The organism is Sphingomonas sp. GW821-FHT09E03, assembly GCF_059416225.1.
In genome coordinates this window covers 700,061-716,810 of the sequence record NZ_JBWKOS010000001.1, presented here as the reverse complement: position 1 = coordinate 716,810, position 16,750 = coordinate 700,061, and the positions used below count along the sequence as shown (strand labels likewise).

The 16,750-nt window shown below is 67.9% G+C and carries 16 protein-coding genes and 1 other annotated feature; of the genes, 6 read left to right on the top strand and 10 right to left on the bottom strand.

The genetic code is table 11. The features are described 5' to 3' along the window. Positions 1 to 73: 73 nt before the first annotated feature. The 8 genes from AC07M8_RS03780 to radA all read right to left on the bottom strand — a co-directional run bounded on the left by AC07M8_RS03780 (position 74) and on the right by radA (position 9,613). Positions 74 to 2,920, bottom strand: coding sequence for a TonB-dependent receptor (locus AC07M8_RS03780; RefSeq protein ID WP_495173147.1), 2,847 nt, complete (start codon positions 2,918 to 2,920; stop codon positions 74 to 76). Between the two features lie 249 nt (positions 2,921 to 3,169). After that, positions 3,170 to 4,642 (bottom strand): SulP family inorganic anion transporter, encoded by a 1,473-nt coding sequence (locus AC07M8_RS03775; protein WP_495173146.1) that lies wholly within the window; start codon positions 4,640 to 4,642, stop codon positions 3,170 to 3,172. Positions 4,643 to 4,694: 52 nt separating this feature from the next. Next, on the bottom strand, positions 4,695 to 4,865 hold the full coding sequence (locus AC07M8_RS03770; RefSeq protein WP_495173045.1) for a hypothetical protein: 171 nt from the start codon (positions 4,863 to 4,865) through the stop codon (positions 4,695 to 4,697). Further along, positions 4,712 to 4,767: a sequence feature (sul1 is cis-regulatory element that is thought to sense ions involved in sulfur or methionine metabolism; They are found in Alphaproteobacteria), on the bottom strand. Its footprint overlaps the gene before it by 56 nt. Positions 4,866 to 4,964: 99 nt before the next feature. Next, positions 4,965 to 5,291: a DUF423 domain-containing protein gene (locus AC07M8_RS03765; RefSeq protein ID WP_267396162.1), complete on the bottom strand. Its 327-nt coding sequence runs from the start codon at positions 5,289 to 5,291 to the stop codon at positions 4,965 to 4,967. Further along, positions 5,288 to 7,051, bottom strand: a complete 1,764-nt coding sequence (locus AC07M8_RS03760) for a cation:proton antiporter domain-containing protein (RefSeq protein WP_495173044.1) — start codon at positions 7,049 to 7,051, stop codon at positions 5,288 to 5,290. Before AC07M8_RS03760 ends, AC07M8_RS03765 begins: the two co-directional genes overlap by 4 nt. After that, a complete protein-coding gene (locus AC07M8_RS03755; protein ID WP_495173043.1) occupies positions 7,044 to 7,493 on the bottom strand; it encodes an iron-sulfur cluster assembly scaffold protein in 450 nt (149 codons plus the stop codon). Before AC07M8_RS03755 ends, AC07M8_RS03760 begins: the two co-directional genes overlap by 8 nt. Further along, complete coding sequence (locus tag AC07M8_RS03750; protein WP_495173042.1) at positions 7,490 to 8,071, bottom strand: CvpA family protein; 582 nt, start codon at positions 8,069 to 8,071, stop codon at positions 7,490 to 7,492. The genes AC07M8_RS03755 and AC07M8_RS03750 overlap by 4 nt, the downstream gene beginning before the upstream one ends. Positions 8,072 to 8,239: 168 nt before the next feature. Then, positions 8,240 to 9,613 carry a DNA repair protein RadA gene (gene radA, locus AC07M8_RS03745; RefSeq protein WP_495173041.1) on the bottom strand — a complete coding sequence of 458 codons (1,374 nt, stop codon included), beginning with the start codon at positions 9,611 to 9,613 and terminating at the stop codon, positions 8,240 to 8,242. 253 nt (positions 9,614 to 9,866) lie between these two features. On the opposite strand from radA, the gene AC07M8_RS03740 reads away from it, so the two are divergent. The 3 genes from AC07M8_RS03740 to AC07M8_RS03730 all read left to right on the top strand — a co-directional run bounded on the left by AC07M8_RS03740 (position 9,867) and on the right by AC07M8_RS03730 (position 12,439). Further along, the gene (locus tag AC07M8_RS03740; protein WP_495173040.1) at positions 9,867 to 10,319 is read left to right on the top strand and encodes a ferritin-like domain-containing protein; all 453 of its coding nucleotides are present in this window, start codon (positions 9,867 to 9,869) and stop codon (positions 10,317 to 10,319) included. 31 nt (positions 10,320 to 10,350) lie between these two features. Next, positions 10,351 to 11,199, top strand: coding sequence for an oxygenase MpaB family protein (locus AC07M8_RS03735; RefSeq protein ID WP_495173039.1), 849 nt, complete (start codon positions 10,351 to 10,353; stop codon positions 11,197 to 11,199). Positions 11,200 to 11,281: 82 nt separating this feature from the next. Beyond that, positions 11,282 to 12,439, top strand: a complete 1,158-nt coding sequence (locus AC07M8_RS03730) for a glycosyltransferase family 4 protein (protein ID WP_495173038.1) — start codon at positions 11,282 to 11,284, stop codon at positions 12,437 to 12,439. A 108-nt stretch (positions 12,440 to 12,547) separates the two neighbouring features. Here the strand turns inward: AC07M8_RS03730 and AC07M8_RS03725 are convergent, their stop codons facing one another. Beyond that, positions 12,548 to 12,838 carry a DUF2218 domain-containing protein gene (locus AC07M8_RS03725; protein ID WP_495173037.1) on the bottom strand — a complete coding sequence of 97 codons (291 nt, stop codon included), beginning with the start codon at positions 12,836 to 12,838 and terminating at the stop codon, positions 12,548 to 12,550. Further along, positions 12,835 to 13,473: a PadR family transcriptional regulator gene (locus AC07M8_RS03720; protein WP_495173036.1), complete on the bottom strand. Its 639-nt coding sequence runs from the start codon at positions 13,471 to 13,473 to the stop codon at positions 12,835 to 12,837. The genes AC07M8_RS03725 and AC07M8_RS03720 overlap by 4 nt, the downstream gene beginning before the upstream one ends. A gap of 162 nt (positions 13,474 to 13,635) precedes the next feature. On the opposite strand from AC07M8_RS03720, the gene AC07M8_RS03715 reads away from it, so the two are divergent. The 3 genes from AC07M8_RS03715 to AC07M8_RS03705 all read left to right on the top strand — a co-directional run bounded on the left by AC07M8_RS03715 (position 13,636) and on the right by AC07M8_RS03705 (position 16,723). Then, positions 13,636 to 14,955, top strand: a complete 1,320-nt coding sequence (locus tag AC07M8_RS03715) for a replication-associated recombination protein A (protein ID WP_495173035.1) — start codon at positions 13,636 to 13,638, stop codon at positions 14,953 to 14,955. A gap of 97 nt (positions 14,956 to 15,052) precedes the next feature. Further along, positions 15,053 to 15,412 (top strand): DUF4440 domain-containing protein, encoded by a 360-nt coding sequence (locus tag AC07M8_RS03710; protein ID WP_495173034.1) that lies wholly within the window; start codon positions 15,053 to 15,055, stop codon positions 15,410 to 15,412. Positions 15,413 to 15,787: 375 nt separating this feature from the next. Beyond that, entirely contained in the window at positions 15,788 to 16,723 is a 936-nt protein-coding gene (locus AC07M8_RS03705) for a transporter (protein ID WP_495173033.1), read from the top strand. Positions 16,724 to 16,750 lie beyond the last annotated feature (27 nt).

The following is a 16,750-nucleotide window of genomic DNA, read 5'->3' as shown; positions in this document are numbered from 1 at the left end:
ACAGCCCACGCCGCCCGTCATCCCAGCAATCCGGGATAGCGGGCGGGCGCGACGGTAGCCGTGATGGCCCCGGTCAGAACCGGAAGCGCACGCCGAGCGAATAGGCCCGCTCGATATACAGCACCTGGCGGCGATAATTGCCGTCGTCATATTGGCGGTCGCGCTGGATCGGGTTGCCGAGCAGATTGACGATGTCGAAGGCCAGCGTGATGTTGGGCAGCGGGGTCATCGTCGTCGAGAAGTCGAGCTGCCCACGACCCTTTTCGATCGTCGGATGCGCAATCGGGTCGAACGTCTCCAGCGAATAATAGGACACGAAGTCGGAGCGGTAATTATAGGCGAGCCGCGCCGAGAAGCGTGGCTTCTCGTACAGGGCGATTACGTTGTACGCCCATTTCGACACGCCGGGGAAGCGCTGCTGCTGGTTGTCGTAGGTGGCGCCGAAGTTGGGTTGGAGATCGCCCTTGGCATCGATGAAGGTGCCGTTGGCCTGGACGCCGAACCCCTTCGCCCACTCGGGCAGCCCGTTGATGTCGAGGAAGCTCGTAAACTGCACTTCCGCGCCCTGGAGACGGGTGCGACCGAGATTGACCGGCTGGTCGACCGCGACCAGTCCATAGGTCGGATCACGGTAGACGTTGTTGACCGTGGCCAGGAAGCCCTTGACGTCGTGGCGGAATACCGCCGCCGTGAACGAACCCGTGCGCGAGAAGTAATATTCCAGGCTGACGTCGTAGTTGTTCGAGGTCAGCGGCTTCAGATCGGGATTGCCTTCCGAGCCGCCCCGCGCGCAATTGCGGCTGTTGTAGGTCGAACTCGTCGGATCGAGGCACGGGCTGCCTGCGGGGAACGTGGGCGGGGTGCCCAATGTCAGATTGGGTCGCAGATCGATGAAGTTCGGCCGGGTCCGCGTCTTGGTATAGGCGAGCCGCAGCTGCAGCTTGTCGGTGAACGCGATGCGCGCGCTGCCGTTCGGCAGATAATCGGTATAGTCGTTCTTGGCCGTGCTCGGGGCGATCACGCCGTCGATGTTCGACGTGGCATCGACGCGAGTCTTGGTCTTCACCGCGCGCAGGCCGGCCAGCCCGTCGATGGTGATGCCGCCGAGGTCGAAGCCGTATTTCAGCTGCGCATAAGCCGCGTAGGACTTTTCGTTCGCCCGGAAGCGCTGCAGCGGATCGAAGGCGACGGTCCCTGCCGGCTCCTTGAAGAAGGTGCGCAACGCGGCCAGATTGTCGCGGATGCTGTCGCGGGTCATCGCCGCATAGGCGACGTTCGGCTGTGCATTGTTGAAGGTGAAGCCTGGCAGGGTGGTCCGCACGTCAGCCCCCGGAAGCGAGGTCAGCGGTATGGCCTGGTCTTCGAAGAAGACGTTCGGCGCCCCGTTGACGCCGGGGATAGCGACGTTGTTGTAGATGCTGCCGAAATCGCGCGCGGCGTCACGATCGTCATAGCGTACGCCGAGCTGCAGCCGCTTGAGGAAACCGAGGTCGAGGTCGTAGGAAAGGTCGGTGCGGGCCTGCCAGTCCTTGCCGCTCACCACCGTCAGTTCCTGGTATAGGCCACGGGCGACGAAATTGGCCGGATCGGCGATGTTGTAGTTGAGGAAGGTCTGCGACGGGCCGCCATCCTTGTCCGCCGACACGTCGAAGTTCGAGAAGTGGCTCGGCACGCCGCGCGTGGCATAGTCGACGTTGACCAGATTGGCGGTGTAGGTGCTGTCGGTATAGGCCACATCGGCCGAGATCTGCAGCCGGTCCTTGGTCCAGTTGGCGCCGACGCCCCCCTGGTAGGTATCGGTCTTGCCGTTGAACGAACCGGTATAGCCGTCGGGTCGCACCGCGCCGCTCACGACCGCGCTGGCGATCTGGTTGGTGCCCGGGATGGTGGTCACGTCCGTCAGCGTGATTGCGCCGAAGTTCGGGATGAACATCCAGCGGTTGTAATCCTTCGACCGGAAGCCCTGATACAGGCCGTCGGCGTAGATCTCCAGGTTGGAGGTTGGCTTCCACTGGAAGGCGGCATTGGCAGACGGCCGATAGCGCGCGCCATAGCCGAGGAAATTGCCCTGCGCGTCGGGGAAGCGGAGACCCGCCGCGGCACCGGGCGCGCTGTTCCCCACCGTGCCGTCTGCATTGGGCGTATTGGTTGTGGCGATCACCACCGACTGTTCGCGCGAGGAATCCATGAAGTTGATGCCGACATAGGACGCATTCAGCAGCAGCCCCATTTCGCCGATGCCGGTGTTCCAGCGATCGCTGATCAGCAGGTTGCCGTTGGGCACGATCTTCTCGGACTGCTGCGAGAGCACGCCGTTCAGCGAGCCGGACAGCTCGAAGCCGTTGAAATCGAACGGTCGACGGCCGCGCACGTTGATCTCGCCGGCGATCCCGCCCTCGATCTGGTTGGCAAGACCCGACTTGTACACCTCCAGCGCGGCAACCGTACCGGCGGGAAAATCCTGGATCTGGACGTAGCGCCCCTCGGCAGTGAAGATCTGCCGGCCATTATAGGTGGTGGTGAGATCGGGCAGGCCGCGCACGGTGACACCCGCCGACTCGCCGCCACCGCGGGTCACGGCGACGCCGGCGACACGCTGCAGCGCCGACGAGGCGAAGGTGTCGGGCAGCTTGCCGATATCCTCGGCAACGATCGCGTCGACGATGCCGTCGGAGGTGCGCTTGATCGTCTGCGCCGATTCGAGGCTGCGGCGAAGGCCGGTGACGATGATGTCGCCGCTACTTTCGGTGGGGCTTTCCTGGGTCGAAGGCTGGGGCGTCGCTGGATCGGCACTCTGGTCGGAGGCGGTGGTCGGCTTGGGCAACTCCTGCCCGGTCGCCTGCACATCGCTCGCGCTCGTGGCCACCTGATCCGTCGTCTGTGCAGTTGCCGGCGTCAGTCCCGCCAGTGCCATGGTCATGGTCGCCACGGACGCGCACAGAAGTGCCTTCGCTTTCATACCCTCTCCCCTTCATTGCCGCGATTGTTGTCTGGCGGCTAACGGCTCCTGCTAAAATGATTGTGTCCGCGTCGCAACACGATTTTGTCCGACATATACGAATTGTGGCGAACTGCGTTCGATCAGCAACAATTGCCGGTTTTTATCGCCACGAAGACGGGGCAGGTTGCAAGCGATGACTACGTCCGGCTTGTCCGCCGGCCGGCGCGGCTACCCCGCCGTCACCAGCGGCGCATGCCGGTCGACCAGGATCGCGCTCGCCTCGTTCATCCCCACCACCTCGACGACGATGCCGTGGCGGCGCATCGCCGCGACCACATCCTCGAGCGCGCCGACCGCGGTAATGTCCCACAAATGCGCGGCGCGCAGGTCGATGCGGACGGCGCGCGCGCTGTCGCGCAGATCAAAGCGATCGGCGAAGATTGCGGCGCTGGCGAAGAACACCTGCCCGCTCACCGTGTAGACCCGGGTATCGCTCGCCGCGTCATAGCCGATTGCGACGTCCATCATCCGCGTCACCTTGAACGCGAAGAACACCCCACTCAGCAGCACGCCGATGCCGACGCCGGCGGCAAGGTCGTGCGTCGCAACCGTCACCGCCACCGTCGCCAGCATCACCGCACCCGATACCTTGGGGTGCCGACCTAGGTCGCGCAGCGAGCGCCATGAGAAGGTGCTCGCCGAGACCATGATCATGATCGCGACCAATGCCGCCACCGGCACCTGCGCCACCCAGTGGCGCAGCGGCACCATCACCACCAGCAGGAACACGCCCGCCACCAGCGTCGACAGCCGCCCGCGCCCGCCATAGCGGACGTTGCCCACCGTCTGGCCGATCATCCCGCAGCCGGCGATCCCGCCAAACAGGCCGGCGGCGATGTTGGCGAGGCCGAGCCCGGTGCATTCCTTTGCCTTGGGGCTGGTAGTCTCGGTGAGCTCGTCGACCACGCTCGCGGTCATCATCGATTCGAGCAGGCCGACCGCGGCCATCGCCAGCGCATAGGGCGCGACGATCGCGAGCGTCGCCCAGTCCAGCGGCACGCCCGGCCAGCCGAGGTGCGGCAGCGACGCCGGCAGCCGGCCGAGATCGGCGACGGTGCGCAGCGGCATCGGCACCCAGATGCTGATCGCGGTGAGCACCACGATGCAGATCAGCGGCGAGGGAATGGCCTTGGTGACGCGCGGCACCAGATAGATGATCGCCAGCCCCAGCGCGATCATCGCAAAGGTATGCCAGCTCACGCCGAGCATCTGCGGCACCTGTGCCGAGAAGATCAGGATCGCCAGCGCGTTGACGAAACCGGTGCGCACCGATCGCGACACGAAGCGCATCAGCACGTCCAGCTTGGCGAGTCCGAAGCCGACTTGGAACAGCCCGGCAAGCAAGGTCGCCGCGAGCAGATACGGCAGGCCATGGGCATGGACCAGCGCCGCGGCGACCAGCGCCACCGATCCTGCCGCGCCCGAGATCATCGCCGGTCGCCCGCCGGTGAAGGCGATCACGATTCCGATCACGAACGAGGCGAACAGGCCGACTTCGGGATCGATCCCGGCGACGAACGAGAAGGCGATCACCTCGGGGATCAGCGCAAAGGTGCCGACCATGCCGGCGAGCACGTCGCGGCGGGCGGCGGCGGGGCCGGCATACCATTGGCTCCGGTAGCGGGAGAAGGAGAAGGTCATGATCGAGAAAGTCCGCATGAGCCGCTGCGCGCGCCGCCAGGCGGTGCGCGGGTCAGGTGCAGGGCATTGCGTTGTCCGGCGGATCGGCGGCCGGAATAGCCACCCGGAATTTCACCGGGTCCAAGCGAATGCCGGCCGCATAGTCGCTGCCGCCGCCCGGTGCAATCGCACGGCCGTTCGTCAGCCGCGGCAATTCCACGAATCCACCCATCAACTTCGTCATCCTGAACTCGTTTCAGGATTCATGGCCCGCCCTCTCGGCCAAGCGGAACGGTGCGGCCATGGATGCTGAACCAAGTTCAGCATGACGAATGAGAGGCCCCTACCCCCGCAGGCGCCATGCCAGCCACAACCAGCCGCCGATCAGCAGCGCGCCGCCGATCGGCGTGATCGCGCCGAACCAGCGCGGCGCACCGATCGCCATTAGGTACAGCGTGCCCGCGAACAGCGCGCCACCGACCACGAACAGCCACGCCGGCCCGCGCGCCTCCATCCGCACCGCGACCAGCGCCGCGACCGCGTGGATCAGCTGGTAGTGCCCGCCGGTCTTGAGCCATTCGGCGGCCTCGCCGTGGGCGCCATGCGCGCCGAACGCCCCTGCCGCCACCGCGAGCGCGCCGGACAGCGCCGCCAGGATCGCGACGATCATCGCGGCTCATTGCCCCAGGGCTGCTGCGCCGCGACCAGCGAGCGCGCGGCACGGATGTCGCCCGCCTCGATCTGGATGCGCAGCCGCTCCTTGTCGCGCGCGCGGTACGAGCTTTCGGCGCGGTCGATGTCGGCGGTCGAGACGCCGAGCCCCTGCAGCGCCACCCGCGCCATCTTCACCGCCGATTCGAGCACCTCGCGCACCACATAATCGGCCGACCCCTTCTTGAGCTTGACCAGCGCCCGCCGGTCGAATGCGCGCACGTAGATCGCCGCCTTGGGAAAGGCCTCGTGCACGCCTTCCAGCGTGTCGGGCTCGATCTGGTCGCCATCCATGCAGAAGCAGATCATCTCGGCATCGGCGGCGCCGGCCTGACGCAGCAGGTCGAGCCGCGTGCCGTCGCCATAATAGACCTTGGCGCCGAACTCACCGGCGATGTCGATCATCTCGATATCGGTGTCGATCAGCGTCACCGGAATGTCCTGCATGCTCAGCATCTGCCCAACCGTTTGGCCGAACCGGCCGTAGCCGACGATGATCGCATTGGCGCCGTCCGCCTTGGGCCCGTCGCGCTGCTGGTCCTTGGCCACCGGCTCCTCGCGGAAGCGGCGGGTGATGCCCATCAGGAACGGCGTGGTCGCCATCGACACGGTGATGATCGCGGTGAACAGGCTGACCGCCTCGGGCGCGACCAGATAGCCCGCCTGCGCCTGGGCGAACAGCACGAAGCCGAACTCGCCGCCCTGGCTGAGCAGCAGCCCCAGCGCCAGCGCGCTGCGCCAGGTCATCTTGAAGCCCATGCCGATCGCGGAGATCACCGCCGTCTTCGTGGCGATCAGCGCCAATGCCATCGCGATCACGAACACCGGCCGCTCGGCGATGGCGTTGAGATCGAGCAGCATGCCGACCGCGAGGAAGAACAGCCCGAGCAGAATCGAGCGGAACGGCTCGACATCCGCCTCCAGTTCGTGGCGATACGGGCTGTCGGCGAGCATCACGCCGGCGATGAACGCGCCGAGCGCGGTCGACAGGCCCAGCGCCTCCATCACCGCCGCGCTCGCGATCACCGTGAACAGCCCGGCAAACACGAACATCTCGCGCTCGCCGAGATTACCGATCAGCCGGAACAGCGGCCGCAGCAGGAAGCGCCCGGCGAGGATCAGCCCGCCAACCGCCACCAGCGTGTAGATCGCGAGCAGCCAGCCGGGCGGCGCGTTGGCGTCCGCCGGGTTGCGGCTCAGCGCCGCGACGATCGTGATCAGCGGCACGATCGACAGGTCCTGGAACAGCAGGATCGAGAAGGCGCGCTCGCCAAACGGCGTGCGCAGCCGCCCCGCCGATTGCAGCATCGGCAGCACCTGCGCGGTCGACGACAGCGCCAGCGGCAGCCCCAGCGCGAGCGCCGCGGGCAGCGAGAACCGCCCGAACAGCCACACCACCGCGGTCAGCGCCACCCCGCACAGCGTCACCTGGATCAGCCCGAGCCCGAAGATCTCATGCTTCATCCGCCACAATCGCGACGGGTTGAGCTCGAGCCCGACGAGGAACAGCAGCAGGGTGATGCCGAGCTCGGCGATCCCCATCTTGCTCTCGGCATCGCCAACCAGCCCGAGGACATGCGGCCCGACCACCGCGCCTGCGACCAGATAGCCCAGCGTCGCGCCGAGCCCCAGCCGGCGGAACAGCAGCACGAAGAACAGCCCGGCGCCGAGCAGCACCATGCCGTCGCGCAGCATCGATCCCGGTGCGGCATCATGCATGCGCGGGCGCTCCGTCGGCGGTGGCCCGCGCGGTCGCGGCGGCTTCGGCGGCGGCCTCGAACGCGAGCCGGATCGAGGGGTGGCGCGCGGTATAATCGAGCGCCGGCGCGAACACGTCCATCCCCGGCCAGTCCGGCGCCGCGCCCTCGCGCGCCAGCCAGGCGGTCAGCCCGTCGCGCGCCGCGGCGAGCTCCTCGGGGGTGCGCCCGAGCACATGCGCGGCGAGCAGCGACGACGATGCCTGGCCGAGCGCACAGGCGCGCACCAGCAGCCCGACGTCGCTCACCCGCCCCGCCGCGTCGACGCTGACGTCCACCGTCACCCGGCTGCCGCAGATCGGCGAGCGCCGCTCGGCGCTTGCCATCGGCGCCGGCAGCCGCTCATGGTGGGGGATCGAGGCGGCGAGCCGCAGGATCTCGGCATTGTACAAAGGCGCGGTCATGACGGGTCGCTCTCGTTGCCGGCGGTGGCGGCGGCGGGGTGGGCGGCGGATGGCGTGCGGCTGCCGAACACTGGCAGCCCGCGGCGGCGGCGGTCGACGAAATCGGCGATGCTGGCGCTGGTCGCGTTGAGCAAGGGATAGGTGCGCGAGTTGGTCATCCATGCCGGCCGCCGCGACGGGCCACCGCCGACCGTGTCGATCACCAGCGTCGTCAGCAGGAACGCGAGGCTCGCGAGGATCAGGCCCTTCAAGGCACCGAACCCAAAGCCCAGCGCGCGATCGACCGGACCCAGCACCGAGGTCCGCGTCCGGTTGCCGATCGCGGTCGCGACCAGCCGGCCGCCGAGATAGGTGACGCCGGCGATGATCGCGAACGCCGCCACCGCCGCGCCCGAGACGGTGCCGATGCTGCGGCTCAGCATCGCCGCGAGCGGCACGTGGAACAGCTTCAGCATCGCCACGATCGCCACCCAGGCGAACAGCGACAGCACCTCGGTGACGAAGCCGCGCTTCAGCCCGAGCAACGCCGCCAGCGCGACGCCGATCAGCACGATCATGTCCAATGCGGTAAGCCCCATGGGATCTTGATAGGGGCCCGCGCGCCGGATCGCTAGGGTGGGGTTACAGGGGTGCCCCGACCGGACTGCCCGCTGCCGCCTACCGTCGCCCCAGCGCAAGCTGGGTGACGATGGAGGAGCAGGAGCACCAGCGCCGCCCAAGCCGTCGCCCCAGCCCCAGCCCCAGCCTCACCCCCGCCCGAGCATATGATCCACGAACTGCGCCAGCGAGCGGAACCCCGACAGCCGCAGCGGCCCTTCGTCTTTGGCCATGCCGATCGGCACCATTGCCCGCTCGAAGCCGAGCTTGCCCGCTTCCTTCAAGCGCAGCGGCCCATGCGCCACCGGCCGCACCTCGCCTGACAGCGCGACCTCGCCGAACGCCACCGAATCCACCGGCATCGGCCGCTCCGACAAAGCCGAGATCAGCGCCGCCGCCACTGCGAGATCCGCCGCCGGGTCCTGCACCTTGTAGCCGCCCGAGACGTTGAGATAGACCTCGCACGCCGAGAAGGAGAGCCCGCAGCGTGCCTCGAGCACCGCGAGGATCATCGCCAGCCGGCCCGAATCCCAGCCCACCACCGCGCGCCGCGGCGTCGCCCCGCTCGCCAGCCGCACGGTCAGCGCCTGGATCTCGACCAGCACCGGCCGCGTGCCTTCCAGCGCCGGGAACACCGTGGTTCCCGTCACGCCCTCGTCGCGGTGGGTGAGGAACAGCGCCGACGGGTTGGCGACCTCGGTCAGTCCCTCGGTCTGCATCGAGAACACGCCGATCTCGTCGGTACCGCCGAACCGGTTCTTGATCGCGCGCAGGATGCGATACTGGTGGCTGCGCTCGCCCTCGAAGCTCAGCACGGTATCGACCATATGCTCGAGCACGCGCGGCCCGGCGATGCTGCCGTCCTTGGTGACATGGCCGACCAGCACCACCGCGGTGCCGCGCTCCTTGGCGAAGCGGATGAACTCCTGCGACGACGCGCGCACCTGGCTCACCGTGCCGGGGGCGCCTTCGATCAGGTCGGAGTGCATGGTCTGGATCGAATCGATGATCAGCAACGCCGGCGGCGCGGCGAGCCCCAGGGTGGTGAGGATGTCGCGCGTCGAGGTCGCCGAGGCGAGCTGCACCGGCGCATGGCCGAGCCCCAGCCGCCGCGCGCGCAGCCGCACCTGGTCGGCCGCTTCCTCGCCCGAGACATAGGCGACGCTCATCCCCGCCAGCGCCATCTTTGCCGCCGCCTGGAGTAGCAGCGTCGACTTGCCAATTCCCGGATCGCCGCCGATCAGGATCGCCGATCCTTCGACGAAGCCGCCGCCGAGCGCGCGGTCGAGCTCGGCGATCCCGGTCGTCATCCGCTCTGGCAGCGCGATCTCGGCATCAAGCCCGACGAGCTGCAGCGCCCGCCCGCCCGATTGCAGGTTATGCTTGGCGTGGAACGGCGTCGCCGCGGTATTGGCCTCTTCCACCAGCGTGTTCCACTCGGCACAATCGGCGCACTGCCCCTGCCACCGCGACGCCACCGACCCACAGGCCTGGCACACATAACGCTTCTGGATCTTCGCCATCCCGCCCCCCTAGCAGAAGCGGAACGATAGGGGAACAGAGCTGGAAAAAGTCCGTCTCCTCGGCGGCCGGAACCCCGCCGGATTAGCCTGGGCGGTCGAAGCAGAAGAGCACCCAAGCCACCGAATCGACAAGATCAAGCGCACTTATCGTTGACGATCCGGTAACCATCAAAGTGTCGTCCGTCTTTCTCGTAAGCAACGATCCGAGCCGCACCACGTTGTCCCCGGGTATCTTCACACCAGGAGAAGCATCGTGTCGAACAATCACGCCGTATCGAAGCTCGATGACCTGATCGTCACCACGATCGACAGCATCAAGGGTTATGACCATTCGGCCGAACACGCCAAGGACAGCGCGTTCGCGTCGTTCTTCGCGGACATGGCGCAGGAGCGACGCCAGGTCGTGGCGCTGCTCCAGGACGAAAGCCGCCGCCTCGGCGGCACCCCGGCCGATTACGGCTCCGCGGCCGCGACCATCCATCGCCGCGTCGAGGATCTGCGCCGCGTGCTCGGCGGCGGCGACACCGCGCTCGCCAGCGAGGTCGAGCGCGGCGAGGATTACCTCAAGGAGGAGTTCGAGCGCACCCTCGACGATGCCAAGATGGAGCCTGCCACCCAGGGCGTGATCCGCGACGCCTATCAGTCGGTGCTGCGCGGCCACGATCGCGCCCGCGAGCTCAAGCACGGGCTGCGCGCCGCGGCCTGATGGCCATGCTGTCTCGGGTCGGGGCGCGGCGATGAGCCTCGCCCTGGCCGAGCTGATGCGCCCGCCCGCCGGGCTGGCGTTGGATTTCAGCCAGCCGCCCGGCGAGCCCGCCTTGGTCGGCGCCGATTCGATATCGTGGCGGGTGTTCCGCAACCCGGTGTCGCTGTTCGTCGGCGGCGTCGCCGCGGTGCTGCTCGAGCTCGCCGAGCCATCGGTCTGTGCAGGCGTCTGGGATCACAGCAGCTTCCGCCGTGATCCGGGAATGCGCCTGCGCCGCACCGGCTTTGCCGCGATGGTCACCGTGTATGGGCCGCGCACCGCCGCCGAGGCGATGATCGCGCGGGTGGTGCGCATGCACGGCAAGGTCTCGGGTACCGATGCCGCCGGCCAGGCCTATCACGCCAACGATCCGCGCCTGCTCGACTGGGTTCAGGCGACCGCGAGCTTCGGCTTTGTCGAGGCGTACAGCCGCTTCGCCGAGCCGCTGTCGCCGGCGGAGAGATCCACCGCCTTTGCCGAGGCCGCACCCGCCGCGCTTCTCTACGGCGCCACCGGGGCGCCGCGATCCTGGCCGGAATGGGAGGCGCTGCTCGCGCGCACCGCGCCGACGCTGACCGGCACGCCCGTGCTCGCCGATTTCCTTGACATCATGACGCAGGCGCCGATCCTGCCCGCCCCGCTGCGCTGGCTCCAGCGCCTGCTCGTCCGTGCCGCGGTGGAGATGATCCCGCCGCCGGTCCACGCTCTGCCCCAGCTGGATGGCCGCGGCCTCCGCCGCGGCGAGGAACGGCTGGTCCGCCTGCTCGGCAGCGCCGCCCGTTATCTGCCGATGGGCTCTCTGCCACCCGGCCAGGCGGCCCGGCGCGTCGCCGCGCACTGATCGCGGCGCATTGCCAATCGCCGCCGCAAGCGGTTCGCAATGATGGCCCTGCCGCCCTTGCCCCGCTATGGCGCCGCTCGACATGAATCCGAAGGACATCCGCCTCGCCCTGTTCAGCGGCAATTACAATTACACGCGGGATGGCGCCAACCAGGCGCTGAACCTGCTGGTGGCGCATCTCCTCGCCGCCGGCGTCGCCGTGCGCGTCTATTCGCCGACGATCGATCCCCCCGCCTTCCCGCCGGTCGGCGATCTCGTCTCGGTGCCTGCGGTGCCGATGCCGGGCGGCCGCACCGAATATCGGCTCGGCCGCTATCTGCCGCGTGCGGTGCGCGACGATCTCGAGCGGTTCGCGCCGACGATCGTCCACGTCTCGGCGCCGGACCTGCTCAACCATGGCGCGGTCACCTGGGCGCGCCGCCACGGCGTGCCCTCGGTCGCCTCGCTGCACACCCGGTTCGAAACCTATCCGCGCTATTACGGCATCGGCTTCGTCGAGCCCGCGCTCCAGTGGATGCTGACCCGCTTCTACAATCGCGTCGATCGCGTCCTCGTCCCCAGCCCCTCGATTGCGACGCTGCTGCGCGCCTGGGGCGTCATCACCCCGATCGGCATCTGGTCGCGCGGGATCAACCACGATCGCTTCAAGCCGGCGCGGCGCAGCCTGGAATGGCGCCGCAGCCTCGGCATCGCCGACGGCGAGGTCGCGGTCGGCTTTCTTGGCCGCTTGGTGAAGGAAAAGGGCCTGGACGTGTTCGCCCGCGTCATTGACCAGCTGCGACGCCGCGGCGTCGCGCACAAGGTGCTGGTGGTCGGGAAGGGCCCGGCGCAGGACTGGTTCGCCGCGCAGGCGCCCGAGGCGATCTTCGCCGGCTTCCAGTCGGGTGACGACCTCGGCCGCGCCGTCGCCTCGATGGACGTGTTCTTCAATCCGTCGGTCACCGAGACCTTCGGCAACGTCACCACCGAGGCGATGGCCGCCGGTGTCCCCGTGGTTGCGGCGCGCGCGACCGGCGCGGTCGATCTGATCGAGGACGGCGTCACCGGCTATCTGGTCGAACCCACCGATATCGCCGGCTATGCCGATGCGATCGCCCGCATCGTCGCCGATCCGCAGCTCAAAGCCAGCATGGGTGCCGCCGGCCATGCCGACGCCGCCGGTTATCTGTGGGACACCGCCAACCAGGCGGTGCTCGACACCTATCTCGCGATGCTGGGCGACCACGCCAAGGCCGCCTGAGCCACCACCGGCTTGCCCGGCATCGGTCATCGCTCAGCCGTCATGCCGGCGACAGCTGCATCTTCCCGAGGCACGCCCACCGCCGGCCCCGCAGGACCGAGCGACAACCTACCCCTCGCGCCAGTCGAACGTCAGCGGCGCCTCGCGAAACGCGAACCGGTCGAGGTGGCTCGCCACCACCTCGCGCATCCGCTCGCTATCCTCCGCCTCCGGCACGGTGAGCACCACGTCGAGCGATTCGCTATCCGCCTGCATCGCCAGACGCGCGCCGTTGGGGAAGTCGATCGTCCCTTCCTCGGCCGTGAACACCACCGTCATCTTGTGGCTCCAGTGCTTGGCGAGTTGCTGGAGGTAGCGGCTCGCCGAATGGGTCGGCACCCGGGCAACGGAAATGCTCATTTCAGCCTCTCGATCTTCTGCGCGACTTCGTCGATCAGCGCCGCCACGTCGTGCAGCGTATCTTCGGTGATGTTACCCTGCTCGAGCCGGTTCTGCACCGCCATCCGGAGGTTGCCCATCGCGCGGCGCAGCGGCGCGCCGTTGGTGCGCTCGCGATGCTCGCCCACCGCCGCCAGCCGGGCGAACAGCGCCTCGACCAGCTCGGCATTCTGCTCGAGATGCGCGCGGCCCTCGTCGGTGATCGCGAACCGCTTCTTGGCGTCGTCCGACTGCTGCTGCGCGGTCAGCCCCATCTCGTCGAGCATCGACAAGGTCGGGTAGACCACCCCCGGGCTCGGCGCATAGGCGCCGCCGGTCAGCGCCTCGATCGCGCGGATCAGCTCATAGCCGTGCCGTGTCTCGTCGGCGATCAGCTTGAGCAGCACCAGCCGCAACTCGCCGCCGTCGAACATCCGCGGGCCGCGGCCACGCGGGCCGGCGCCGCCCTTCCACGCCATATATTCCTCGCCATCGCGGCCCCCGCCGCCGCGCGGGCCGCAGCCGCGAGGTCCGTGGTGGCCGCCATGATGGCCGCCGTGGCGATGCTGCCCGCGCTCGCCGCGGCCCCATCCTTCATGTCCCATACCGAATCGCATGATCGTCTATCTCCTGTGTATCACGATAGCGCTAAGATATATCTTTCTTGTAGTTGCGCAAGAGCGTTCAAGATATATCTTCGATCTCGACCGCGAGCGATATGCGTGATGATAGCGAAGTTACGGATGACGCGGAGGGCGGCGCACCCTACCTTGGCGGGCATGGCCGACCTGTTCGCGGGCTTCGATCCCCCTCCTCCCGACGAGGCGCCCGGCGCCAACGCGCCCCTCGCCGATCGTCTGCGCCCGCGGCTGCTCGCCGACGTCGTCGGCCAGGAGCATCTCACCGGCCCCGAGGGCGCGATCGGCCGGATGGTCGCCGCCGGCCGCCTGTCGTCGATGATCCTGTGGGGCCCGCCCGGCACTGGCAAGACCACCATCGCCCGCCTCCTCGCCGCCGCGGTCGACCTGCGCTTCGTCGCCATCTCGGCGGTGTTCTCCGGCGTCGCCGATCTCAAGAAGGCCTTTGCCGAGGCGCGCGACCATGCCCGCATCGGCAAGCGCACCCTTCTTTTCGTGGACGAGATCCACCGCTTCAACCGCGCCCAGCAGGACGGCTTCCTGCCTTATGTCGAGGACGGCACGGTGACGCTGGTCGGCGCCACCACCGAGAACCCGTCGTTCGAGCTCAATGCCGCCGTGCTCAGCCGCGCCCAGGTGCTGATCCTCCACCGCCTCGATGCCGCCGCGCTCGGCCAGCTGCTCGACCGCGCCGAGGCCGTCGAGGGCCGGCCGCTGCCGCTCACCCCGGCGGCGCGCGACGCGATCATCGCCAGCGCCGATGGCGACGGTCGCTTCCTGCTCAACCAGGCCGAGACGCTGTTCTCGGTCGCGCTCGATGCGCCGCTCGATCCCGCCGGCCTGTCGAGCTTCCTCCAGCGCCGCGTCGCCGTCTACGACAAGGACCGCGAGGGCCATTACAACCTCATCTCGGCGCTCCACAAATCGATCCGCGGCTCGGACCCGCAGGCGGCGCTCTACTATCTCGCCCGCATGCTCACCGCCGGCGAGGAGCCGCTGTTCCTGCTCCGCCGCCTCACCCGCGCCGCGGTCGAAGACATCGGCCTCGCCGATCCCCAGGCGCTGGTCCAGTGCATCGCCGCCAAGGACACCTATGACTTCCTCGGCTCGCCCGAGGGCGAACTCGCGATCGCGCAGGCCTGCCTCTATCTCGCCACCGCGCCCAAATCGAACGCCGCTTACAAGGCCCAAAAGGCCGCCTGGCGCAGCGCCAAAGAGACGGGCTCGCTGATGCCGCCCCAGAACATCCTCAACGCGCCGACCAAGCTGATGAAGCAGATCGGCTATGGCGCCGGCTACGCCTACGATCACGACGCCGAGGACGGCTTCTCGGGCGCCAACTACTGGCCCGACGAGCTGCCCCCGCAGACCTTCTACGAACCCACCGAGCGCGGCTTCGAGAAGCGCCTCTCCGAACGCCTGGCCTATTGGTCGCAGTTGCGGGCCGAGCGGCAGGGATGAAGCGGCCGATCAATTAGCCGTGGCGGGCTGATGATCGGCAGGCGCGGAACATCTGTTCGCCGCATCCGCTTGGCTCGCAACGACCAGGAGAGAGACGATGGACGATAGCCGCGTGTGGAGCTTCGAGCAGAGCCTGTGGACCGAGGGCGCGGAGAACTACCGCGAGAAGGTCGATCAGGAGGTGGTGATGGTGTTGCCCAGACCGCCGTTCGTGTTCACCGGAGAGGCGGCGATCAGCGCCGTCGCCGACACCCCGGTGTGGGACAGCGCCGAGTTGACCGAGCGGCAGGTGTCGCGACCGCAGGAAGGCCTCATCGCCATCGCCTACAAGGTCGATGCCCGGCGCGGCGGCGAGGCCTACGAGGCCCATTGCACCTCCGTGATCCGTCGTCTCGAGCATGAAGTATGGCGCGTGATCCAGCACCAGCAGACGCCCGTGCTCACCAAGGCGAGCTGAGGTTGCGGTTGATGGTCGCGGCGGGCGGGTCGCCGCTCGCCTGCCGCGTACCTGCCTCCGACCTGCGGCCGGCGTCCACAGGCTTGAACGGCGGCCGAAGTCATCGCCGCCGCGTCCCGGGCAGTACAGCAAGCAAGTGATGATGCGGAATGCCTGAGGGCTGATAGCCGCTACTGTGGTCCCCCTGCCGTTGGCGCGGCAGGGCAATGCGACGACACTGCCAGCACGGCCGCGCGACAGGATGCACCTGGCCGCCCAATAACGGTCTCGGCGCAGACCAAGATTAGGCCGCGATCTAAACAGGATCGGGAACCCGTCACGCGCCTGGACGCTGATAAGAGCAAACGTGGTAAGCACGTCGCAAGGGAGAGATGGATGACGACCGTTCTTACCGGCCTCGGCAGTGTCGCCATTGCAGCGTTGTCGATCGGCTCCGCCGCGGCGGAGGTCGCGAACGACGGCGCCTCCCTGAGGGAAAACGTCGGCTACACCATAGCCACGCCGGTCTCTCCCTCCAGCGCGACATCAACGGTTTCACCAAGCAGCGTTCCCCAAGCCATGGAACGCCTCAGTCGGAGCGACACGACAGCGGACGTATCGCTGGGGACCATCTATGCAGGGGGCAAGTTCGGCACGGGGTCGAACACCACGATCTGGAGCTCGGCACTTGGCGCTCGCGTCCGTTTGGGAGATGTGGCGCTCACCGCATCTCTGCCATGGATGCGGATCGAAAGCCGTTCAACGATCTTCACCGGGATTGATGCGACCCCCATCCTGGTGGCGCCGAACACCTCGCCCGCAAGAAGAACCGTCAAGGGTTTTGGGGATCTTACCCTGGGCGCATCCTACACGATTGCGCCAGACTCCTCACCGATCGAGATCGAGCTGTCGGGACGCGCCAAAATCAACACGGCAAGCGATCACAGCGGCTTGTCCAGCGGCAAGAACGACTATGCCGTCGGCACCGATGTATCGCTGCCGATTGGCAAGATCACGCCTTTCGCGTCGTTCAGCTACAGGTTCCTCGGCGATACAGCTGTCTACGACCTGAGGGATGGTCCGGCAGCATCGGCCGGCGCCTCATACGCGCTGAGTTCCGACAGCTTTCTGCTGGCGTCTTATCATTACTCCCGGGCTGCAACCCGACTGGTGGACGACGCGCACGAACTCTTTGCCGGGGCTTCTACCAGGATCCCGGGATCACCGCTCAGGCTCACCGGATTCGCGACTGCCGGCCTGTCTCGGGGCGCCGCGGCCGCTTCTGCGGGTCTGGCCCTCTCTGCCAGCCTCGGACATCGCAATGCCCTCTGATGCGGCACTTCGACCGCGGGGAACGCA

Excerpts from the sequence above, each read along its gene's own strand:
- AC07M8_RS03780 (WP_495173147.1), bottom strand. The coding sequence starts at position 2,920 with ATGACCATGGCACTGGCGGGACTGACGCCGGCAACTGCACAGACGACG.
- AC07M8_RS03775 (WP_495173146.1), bottom strand. The coding sequence starts at position 4,642 with ATGACCTTCTCCTTCTCCCGCTACCGGAGCCAATGGTATGCCGGCCCC.
- AC07M8_RS03770 (WP_495173045.1), bottom strand. The coding sequence starts at position 4,865 with ATGACGAAGTTGATGGGTGGATTCGTGGAATTGCCGCGGCTGACGAAC.
- AC07M8_RS03765 (WP_267396162.1), bottom strand. The coding sequence starts at position 5,291 with ATGATCGTCGCGATCCTGGCGGCGCTGTCCGGCGCGCTCGCGGTGGCG.
- AC07M8_RS03760 (WP_495173044.1), bottom strand. The coding sequence starts at position 7,051 with ATGCATGATGCCGCACCGGGATCGATGCTGCGCGACGGCATGGTGCTG.
- AC07M8_RS03755 (WP_495173043.1), bottom strand. The coding sequence starts at position 7,493 with ATGACCGCGCCTTTGTACAATGCCGAGATCCTGCGGCTCGCCGCCTCG.
- AC07M8_RS03750 (WP_495173042.1), bottom strand. The coding sequence starts at position 8,071 with ATGGGGCTTACCGCATTGGACATGATCGTGCTGATCGGCGTCGCGCTG.
- radA (WP_495173041.1), bottom strand. The coding sequence starts at position 9,613 with ATGGCGAAGATCCAGAAGCGTTATGTGTGCCAGGCCTGTGGGTCGGTG.
- AC07M8_RS03735 (WP_495173039.1), top strand. The coding sequence starts at position 10,351 with ATGAGCCTCGCCCTGGCCGAGCTGATGCGCCCGCCCGCCGGGCTGGCG.
- AC07M8_RS03730 (WP_495173038.1), top strand. The coding sequence starts at position 11,282 with ATGAATCCGAAGGACATCCGCCTCGCCCTGTTCAGCGGCAATTACAAT.
- AC07M8_RS03725 (WP_495173037.1), bottom strand. The coding sequence starts at position 12,838 with ATGAGCATTTCCGTTGCCCGGGTGCCGACCCATTCGGCGAGCCGCTAC.
- AC07M8_RS03720 (WP_495173036.1), bottom strand. The coding sequence starts at position 13,473 with ATGCGATTCGGTATGGGACATGAAGGATGGGGCCGCGGCGAGCGCGGG.
- AC07M8_RS03715 (WP_495173035.1), top strand. The coding sequence starts at position 13,636 with ATGGCCGACCTGTTCGCGGGCTTCGATCCCCCTCCTCCCGACGAGGCG.
- AC07M8_RS03710 (WP_495173034.1), top strand. The coding sequence starts at position 15,053 with ATGGACGATAGCCGCGTGTGGAGCTTCGAGCAGAGCCTGTGGACCGAG.
- AC07M8_RS03705 (WP_495173033.1), top strand. The coding sequence starts at position 15,788 with ATGACGACCGTTCTTACCGGCCTCGGCAGTGTCGCCATTGCAGCGTTG.